The organism is Azohydromonas australica DSM 1124 (genome assembly GCF_000430725.1).
Classification (GTDB): domain Bacteria; phylum Pseudomonadota; class Gammaproteobacteria; order Burkholderiales; family Burkholderiaceae_C; genus Azohydromonas; species Azohydromonas australica.
On record NZ_AUMO01000069.1, the window covers coordinates 47,177 to 54,833 of the forward strand.

At 63.5% G+C, this 7,657-nt stretch carries 10 protein-coding genes; 5 read left to right on the forward strand and 5 right to left on the reverse strand.

The window, feature by feature from the left end; genetic code table 11:
• Window positions 1-84: 84 nt before the first annotated feature.
• The 5 genes from H537_RS0112240 to H537_RS50945 all read right to left on the reverse strand — a co-directional run bounded on the left by H537_RS0112240 (window position 85) and on the right by H537_RS50945 (window position 3,950).
• Window positions 85-1,086 (reverse strand): ParB/RepB/Spo0J family partition protein, encoded by a 1,002-nt coding sequence (locus H537_RS0112240; RefSeq protein ID WP_028998159.1) that lies wholly within the window; start codon window positions 1,084-1,086, stop codon window positions 85-87.
• 1 nt (window position 1,087) lies between these two features.
• Entirely contained in the window at window positions 1,088-1,909 is an 822-nt protein-coding gene (locus H537_RS42560) for a ParA family protein (protein ID WP_051242443.1), read from the reverse strand.
• Window positions 1,909-2,313 (reverse strand): MerR family transcriptional regulator, encoded by a 405-nt coding sequence (locus H537_RS42565; RefSeq protein ID WP_156901641.1) that lies wholly within the window; start codon window positions 2,311-2,313, stop codon window positions 1,909-1,911. The genes H537_RS42560 and H537_RS42565 overlap by 1 nt, the downstream gene beginning before the upstream one ends.
• 105 nt (window positions 2,314-2,418) lie before the next feature.
• On the reverse strand, window positions 2,419-2,955 hold the full coding sequence (locus H537_RS0112255) for a hypothetical protein (protein WP_028998160.1): 537 nt from the start codon (window positions 2,953-2,955) through the stop codon (window positions 2,419-2,421).
• Window positions 2,956-3,401: 446 nt separating this feature from the next.
• Complete coding sequence (locus tag H537_RS50945) at window positions 3,402-3,950, reverse strand: helix-turn-helix domain-containing protein (protein WP_084150616.1); 549 nt, start codon at window positions 3,948-3,950, stop codon at window positions 3,402-3,404.
• Between the two features lie 236 nt (window positions 3,951-4,186).
• Here H537_RS50945 and H537_RS42570 point away from each other — a divergent pair, with 236 nt between their 5' ends.
• From H537_RS42570 to H537_RS0112280, 5 genes are all read left to right on the forward strand, one after another.
• Window positions 4,187-4,705, forward strand: a complete 519-nt coding sequence (locus H537_RS42570; protein WP_169516994.1) for a hypothetical protein — start codon at window positions 4,187-4,189, stop codon at window positions 4,703-4,705.
• Window position 4,706: 1 nt separating this feature from the next.
• Window positions 4,707-5,195: a lytic transglycosylase domain-containing protein gene (locus H537_RS42575; protein WP_043458638.1), complete on the forward strand. Its 489-nt coding sequence runs from the start codon at window positions 4,707-4,709 to the stop codon at window positions 5,193-5,195.
• Complete coding sequence (locus H537_RS0112270) at window positions 5,192-5,503, forward strand: TrbC/VirB2 family protein (protein WP_051242449.1); 312 nt, start codon at window positions 5,192-5,194, stop codon at window positions 5,501-5,503. The genes H537_RS42575 and H537_RS0112270 overlap by 4 nt, the downstream gene beginning before the upstream one ends.
• Before the next feature lie 6 nt (window positions 5,504-5,509).
• On the forward strand, window positions 5,510-5,839 hold the full coding sequence (locus H537_RS0112275) for a VirB3 family type IV secretion system protein (RefSeq protein ID WP_028998162.1): 330 nt from the start codon (window positions 5,510-5,512) through the stop codon (window positions 5,837-5,839).
• Window positions 5,823-7,657: VirB4 family type IV secretion/conjugal transfer ATPase (locus H537_RS0112280; protein ID WP_156901643.1), on the forward strand; the 1,835-nt coding region annotated here is incomplete at its 3' end. The genes H537_RS0112275 and H537_RS0112280, both read left to right, overlap by 17 nt.

The window sequence follows — 7,657 nt, forward strand, 5'->3', positions numbered from 1 at the left end:
GGAGCATGTTCACGTGAGGGAGAGTGTAGGCAAGCGTGGCACAAAAAAGGCAGTTTAGCGACTAAACTGCCCATGGATGCCTGCTTATTCAGCGGCGAACCCGACCAGTTTTACCTCCGCAGCGGGCACCGTCAACCGGCGCGGGCTGCCCGGTCGGCGCCCGTAGATGTGCCCGTTGGTGGGCGGCTTCGCGCTTAAATCCAACTCCAGCGGCTGCCCCTTGTAGTCGCCCACCAGCACCAGGACGGCCCCAGCTGGCTTCGCCGTTTGACCTGCAGCGACTGGCGCCGGTGCCGCCTTGAAAGGTGGCGTGTAAGCTGCCTTTTCGAGCTGTGCGGTCGGCGCTGGCGGCTGGGCGTGCGCCGTTTGAACTGCTACAGGTGCCGGCTCGGATTGCACCGCCGGCGCTTCCAGTTCTGCCCGGAACCTGTTGATGACGGGGCGGGTGATTTCCTTCTGCGCGGCAGTCCACTGCTCCACGGCCTCGGGGTAGTCGCGGTGCAGCTTGCGCAGTTCGTAGGCGTCCGTCAGCCCTCTAAGTCGGCCAGACCGGTAGGCGTCCATCAAGCAGTCTGGAGGATCAATCAGTGCCGTGGCTTGCGACACCAGCGCCTTGCTCTTGCCCAGGCGCTGCGCGATCTCCTGCTGCGACATGCCTTCTGCCAGCCGCGCCTTGATGAACAGGGCCAGCTCCATCGGCTTCAGCCCATCACGCTGCTCGTTCTCGATTACTTGGTCGAACGAGTCCACTTGCCGGTCGATGAAGTACGGAATGTCAGGCAAGCCCAGCAGCCGTGAAGCACGCAGCCGACGTGCGCCGAAGTTCAGCATGTACCGCCCAGGCACAGTGGGGTGAGGGCGCAGAGACACGGGCGACTTCACGCCGCCGCTGGCCTTGATGCTGTCGGCCAGCTCCTGCAGCGTCGCTGAGTCGAATTCCTGGCGTGGCTGGTTGGGGTCCTCGTCAATGAGGTCCAGCGCCATGCGCGGCGGTTCCTCGCGAGGCGGGGTGTCGTCCAGTTGATCAAGGTCCAGAAGTGGCGCCAGTCCGTCCAGCGTGATTCGGGGTTTCTGTGCGGTGGCCATATCAGGCTGCTCCCATCAGTTGTGCGATGCGCTGCATCACCGGCTCAACTTCGCTGCTCCAGACGTCCCTGGCATCACCCTTGAGCTCCCACAGCACTGCGCCGGAGTCGTGCATTGAGCGCCAGATCGTGCGGTGCTTGAGCTTCAAGAAATCGCGCCCGGAAGTGGGCTCGTCCACGAACGTCAGCAGTCGCTGCCGGTACGCTGGTGCTCCCATCAGCAGACCCAGGCACTCGCGATCAATGGCGTTGCGCTCGTCCACCATGACTGGAAGCATTCCGAGGAATTCCAGTTTGCGGTTGAAGTGGGACTTGACGGCAAGGATGCCGGTGCGCGGATCGTTGAACAGATTGGTGATGCCGCTGAGGGCTTCCTTCGTCAGCGTGATCGGCGCCAGCACGAAGTCGCTAGCTACCAGCGCTGATAGCACCCGAATGTCCTGCGCTGGATTGGTGTCGATGACGATGAAGTCGAACGCCTCGGCGTGGCGGCGCATGAAGCGGCGCACGTTGTTGGCAAACTCGTTGTAGCGGTCGGGCTGGCGCTCCAGATCCTTCAGTACTTGGTTGTCTTCGCGCATGAGCACGAAGGGCGCATCCTCTGCAGTAGCTCCTGGGTCGGTGAAAACCTTGTCGGCGGTGAGCTTCGAAACCACGCACTTGCCTGAGGTGATCAGCGGCCTGGAGAAGTCGCCTTGGCTGTCAAAGTCCAGTGCCAACACGCGCAGGCCGCGGTAGGCAAAGTACTGCGCGATGAGCACGGCCACCGTGGACTTCCCCACGCCGCCCTTCTGGTTGGTAATGGTCAGGACACGAGCAGGCATCAGGACTCTCCGTGGTGTTCAGCGAGCAGCAGCACCCGCTCGGCTTCGCCCTGTTCAATAGCTTGGCGTGGGGTGCGCCCGTCCAGAGCACCAAGGGGGGTTTCAATGAAGGCAAGAAGTGCCCAGCCTTCCGTGGTGCCCATCGCGGCTGACAGTTTCGGCAGCGTGTCCCACAGCGGCTGGTCGAACTGCCATCGGGGCATGCGATAGCCGCGCTTGGTCTGCGATAGGCCAATGGCCCTGCCGCGCTCAATCCAGATGGCGACGGTGCGGCGGTTCACACCGGCCAGTTCGGCCGCCTGCTCGGTGGAGAGCATGTCTGCATCCTCCAGGCGACGGTTGCGGGCCTCGGCGCTGCCGGCCAGCAACTCGGCTGCGTCCGGATTGGGTGTCTTTTTCGGCACGAGAATTTTGGGTAATTGGGGAAATCAGAGGCATCATAGCGCCGCTCTACCTTCCTCTACCCGGTTGTGGCGCCAAAGCCGCGATACCACCCGCGCTGCGCAGCGCTACCCCTTGCGGATGGGCTTGACGCCTTTACCGGCATTGCGCGCGAGCATGTGCTTCTGCATCAACTCGGCGTTCTCAATCAACATCCGGTTGATTTCCTTGTTCCATCTGGCTTGGTCAAATGGCTCGTTCTTTTGGGCTTCATACGCATCCCTTGCTGCCCAATACCTATGAGCCTGTTCTTCGTCGGTGGGCTGAGGCGGCGGGTTGGCGTCCACCTCTTCGGTGTTGTCAATGTAGTCATTGATGTTCAGTCGCCGCGCTTCATGGCGGCTGATTGACCCGTAGAAGTGCAGCATGTGCTCGTTGCCCTTGACATCCTTGGCGACGAACACGCCAGCGGGGCCATCACGCACATCCAGCATCTGTCGCCTGTCGAAGCTCAGCTTTTGCCTTGGTTTCTCCGTGTGCGTGAACACGAAGGAGTGCCCATCCTTCTTTATGCTCCAGTCGAACAAGTCATCGATCAGCACAAGGTCAGCGACTTCAATGCCCAAGGCAAGGGTCAGGTCGGGAACTGCGATTTCATTGGCCATACAGCACTTCGGTTAGTCGCCAGGGGAAATCATTGGAGCCAAAGGCGGTCAGTGCCCGCTGATGCACTTCAGCGTCGAGGGTCGCTTTCTTCGCTCGTAGATCGGCCACGATCTGGCTGGCCGACTTCTGCTACCTCGCCTGCGTCAGCGCGACTTGGTACTCAGCTGCCTTCCGCTTCCGGGGGTGGGTCTTGCGCCAGTTGGCTCGCATGCTGACACCTGTGTCTTTAGCCATGCGAGCTAGTGGTCAGAATTCGCGTGGCGGAACTGTTGAGTCGCAGTCGCAAAGTGCCTGCGGGTTACTTGGTCCTGCCGATAAAAAATCCAATGTGGCGCGCGCCGGCAATGTCGGGCTGGCGCTCAATTCATCTGCCACGGTTTGTCCCTGAGTTCAGGCCCAGCCATAAGCCGCACAAAGGGGAGGGCGCCACGCTCTACAGACGGAGTCAGGCTGCCCCCGAAGGCGACGACTGGCGCTGCATCAACAGCAGATCGACTTCACGCGCAGACATAGTGACTCCCGACGCCGGAACAACGACCCATTGGCCCGGTCCACCCAGCGCCACATAGTCTGAAGCAAACGGGGGCGATGACGTTTTTGGGTGCAGTCGCACCTTGCACTGCAATCTCACGTCGTCAATGGCCAGCAGTGCCGGTTCCATGGTGGCTACAAGTGCCAGCTCCATCACCTGCAGAAATGTCTCTCCGTACCGCTGCGCGAGCAACTCGATCTCGGGCGGCGTTAGCGGTTGCCTTCCGGAAAGCTTGCGGTTCGACTGGGCGCGGCTGAGCTCAAGCACCTCAGCAACAACGGCCCATTGTTTGTGCCTGACTACGCCCTGGCGATCAAGCAACGTGCGCAAACACCAAGCAGTGATTTCGGATGCGCCTTTTGGTACTTCGGGCGTCTGATTTTTTGCCATGTAAATCAGGGGGAGTGGCGCGCGATTGTGCTGCCTCTCCTCGTGCATAGCGCCGGAGTCCAGAGCGTCCAAAAGTTTCCTCCTGAGGACAAGAACCCAAACCGGTTCGCATAACAAGCACGAAATTATCGAACAACAGAGTTCGGGCCCAATCGAAGAGCTCCTTGAGCGAAACAACGAAATACAAACGAACGTGCAATGGATTTGCTGTTCATATTCACAGCTGCCTATAGTGGCGCATCAAATGAGCTGATCTAGCGAAAAATGCTGCCTTAGCGCATGCGCTGAGACCGCTGGAGTACCCCCAAATGAAGTACCTCGTGGCAACCGCTGCTCTTGCAGCGGTGGGGGTGTCTGTCTGCATGCCGGCAACGGCATTCAATGGATGCAAAGTCATCTTGTGCCTTACTGGGCCATGGCAACAGATCAGCGAGTGCGTGCCCGACGTCAAAGAAGCCTTGCGCTGCATAGCGCGTGGCCGGTGCTGGCCGTCGTGCCCGAGCGCGCCGGGCGTGACGCTGGCGCCGGCCAGCCCTGCCGCGTGCCCGCCGCAGTACGGGCTCTATGAGGTGGACGCCTGCGGACGGCAGGTGATGACGGGCTGCACGAAGAACCTGGCCATCGACGTGGCGTTCGAAGGCATCCCGTCCTGGGTACGGATCTGGACGAACACCGGGGACGGCTCGCAGGCGGTGACGCAATACAGCGAGCCGGCGCGCGCGCTGTACGGCGAGCACGTCAACCTCCAGTTCGACACCGACTACGCCAACTGGTTGGCGCTGCAGCCGACTGAGCCCCCGGTGACTTGCTTCGAAGGGGGGCACTGACGTGCTGCCCGTCGATGTGCTGCTGACCCTGGCCGCACTGCACGCGCCGGCCATCCACCCCAACACCGTGGCGCGCGTCGTGGAGCACGAGTCCGAGCGCCAGCCCCTGGCCATCGGCGTCAACGGCGCCCGACTGGAGCACCAGCCGCGCTCGCTGGCTCAGGCGATCAACACCGCGCGCGCGCTGCGCCAGCAGGGCTACGACTTCGACGCCGGCCTGTGCCAGATCAACGTGCGCAACTTCGCATGGCTCGGCCTGGATGAGGTCAGCGTGTTCGACCCGGCGTCGAACCTGCGCGCGTGCCAAACCGTGCTGCTGGACTGCTTCCGGCGCGCGCCATCTCCTGATCCCCAAGCCGCGCTGAGGCAAGCGTTCAGCTGCTTCAACAGCGGCAATCACCAGGCGGGCTTCGCAAGCGGATATGTGAGCCGCGTTGTGAATGTTCCCGCTGCCATCCCTGCCGTCGCTTCCAAGGAGCTATCACGATGATCCGCCGTCTCCAACTCATCCACCGCGTCCGCCAGCATCGCGACGCGCTGTCAGTTCTCGTGACCGCTGCGGCGCTTGCAGCGCTGCCCGGTGTGGCGCACGCGGGCCTTCCAGACATCGCCGGCAAGGCCAACGCCATCGCTGCATGGCTTGTCGGTGCCGGACTGGCCGTGATGACCGGCGCTGTCGTGTGGGCGGGCTTCCGCGTGTTGTTCCAGGGGGCCGACTTCCGGTCGTTGAGCAACCTGCTGTGGGGAGGCCTTCTCATCGGCGGCGCGGCCATCTTCGCGTCCTTCTTCCTCGGCTGACCATCCATGTTCGAACGCATCTACAAGGGCGCCACCCGCCCACCAATGCTGTTCGGCATGCCGCTCAAAGCAGCCATGCCTGTGGGTGGCATGGGCGTGGTGTTCACCTTCTGGGGTGGCTGGGCGCTGGGCTGGAAGGTGGCGCTGTCCGTTGGGCTCGTGACCATCGCGCTGCTGATGCTCATGCGAGCCATCACCTACACGGATGACCAAGCGCTCATGCGGCTGATGAAGGCACTGCGCCTGAAGCTCCTGCACCGAAATAGCGGCAAGTGGGGCTGCCGCAGCTATTCGGCCACCGTGTACCGAGGGCGTGACGATGCTTGGATTCGGTGACCTGAAGCAGCGTTGGGACGCGGCTGAGCGCGAGGTGCCGCTGTCCGCGATGCTGCCGTACAGCTCGTTTCTGACAGAGCACGACCTGGCCACGCGCGGGGGCGGATACGTCAGATTTTTCGAGTTGGAGGCGGTCCCGTTTGAAACCGCCAGCCCTGAGCAGATCCTGGCGCTGCACATGGCGCTGTGCGCGTGGCTGGCAACGTTCAGCGAGGACTTCGCCGTCTACTACTGGCGCACGCAGTTCTACGAGGACGTGTACCTGCCGCCCGTGCGCGGCGGCGGCTATGCCCAGGTGCTGGATCAGGCCGTCACGGGCCTGCTGAGCAAGCGCCCGTTCCTGAACAACCGCATCTTCATCGCCATCGTCTACCAGCCGCGCGCGACGAGCACGCACCGCAGCCGCGCGCAGATCGAGCGCGACCAGCGCGACGCCCTGCAGGTGATGCAGGAGCGCACGGTCAGCACGCTGCGCATGCTCCACGACTTCTCGCCGAAGTTGCTGGGCAACGAGCGGCGCGATGGCCGCGATTACTCGCGCCCGGCCGAGGTTGCCTCGCTGCTGGTCAACGGCAAGTGGATGCCGGTGCTCGCCGGGCGCGGCCCGCTGCACCGCCGGTTGCCCGCCGTGCGGCTGTCGGCAAACGACGGCGTAGTGGAGCTCGCTGGCATTGCCGACAGCCGCTATGCCGCTGTGCTGGCCGTGCAGGAATACCCAGATGAAGTAGAGCCCGGTTTCCTGACCGGGCTCCTATACGAGTCGCTGGAGTACATCGAGGCGCAGTCCTTCAAGCCGCAAGCCCGGCGCGCGGCGATGAAGACGATGGACCTGCAGCTGCGCCAGCTGGAAGCTGCCGGCGACAAGGTGCAATCGCAGATCGAAGCACTGCGCGAGGCCATCGACCAGGTAGGTGCAGGCGTGCTGGGCTGGGGCGAGCATTTCCTGACCGTCGCTGTCCTGGCTGCCTCTCTGGACGAAGCCAAGCACGCCGGCGAGCGCGCGGTCGGCACTGTCATGGAAACCACCGGCATCCGCATGGTGCGCGATGACATGCTTGCCGACAGCGCGTGGCTGGCCCAGGCCCCAGGCAACCTCAAGCGCCGAACGCGCGAGGCCTGGATTTCCTCCCGCGCATTCGGTGCGCTCACCTCGGGCCACGGCTTCTACCGCGGCAAGCCCAGCGGCAATGTCTGGGGGCCGCCGATCATGAACGTGCGCTCGCCCTCAGGCAGCGTAATCCACATCTCGTTCCACGCCTCGCCGTTGAACGAGGACAGCTTCGGCCAGCCGCTACCCGGGAATACCGTCATCACCGGCCGCACCCGCAGCGGCAAGACGGCGTGGGAGGCGGCCATGCTGATCCTCTCGCGCCGGTTGCCGCTTCCGCCGCGCGTCCTCGTGTTCGATAAGGACCGGGGCCTGGAGATCGCGGTGCGGCTGATGGGCGGCACCTACCTGCAGCTGCTGCCCAACACGCCCAGTGGCATCAACCCGATGCAATGGCCGGTGACGCCCAAGCTGTGCTCGTTCCTCGTGCAGTGGATCAGGACGTTGATCAGCGATCCGAACCTGCCGCTGCAGCCGGCCGAGGTCTCGGCGCTGGAGATGGCCGTGGACACGGTGCTGGGCGCCGATTGGGAACTGCGCCACCTCACCAGCGTGTACGAGCTGCTGCCGGTGGGAGGCCCCCATGGCGCCGGCAACAGCATGCGCGCCCGCCTAGGCCGCTGGATTCGCGGCGGCGCGCTGGGCTGGTGCTTCGACGCGGCCGATGATCGGCTGCCCAACACGCTCACCGTCGCTGGCTACGACTACAC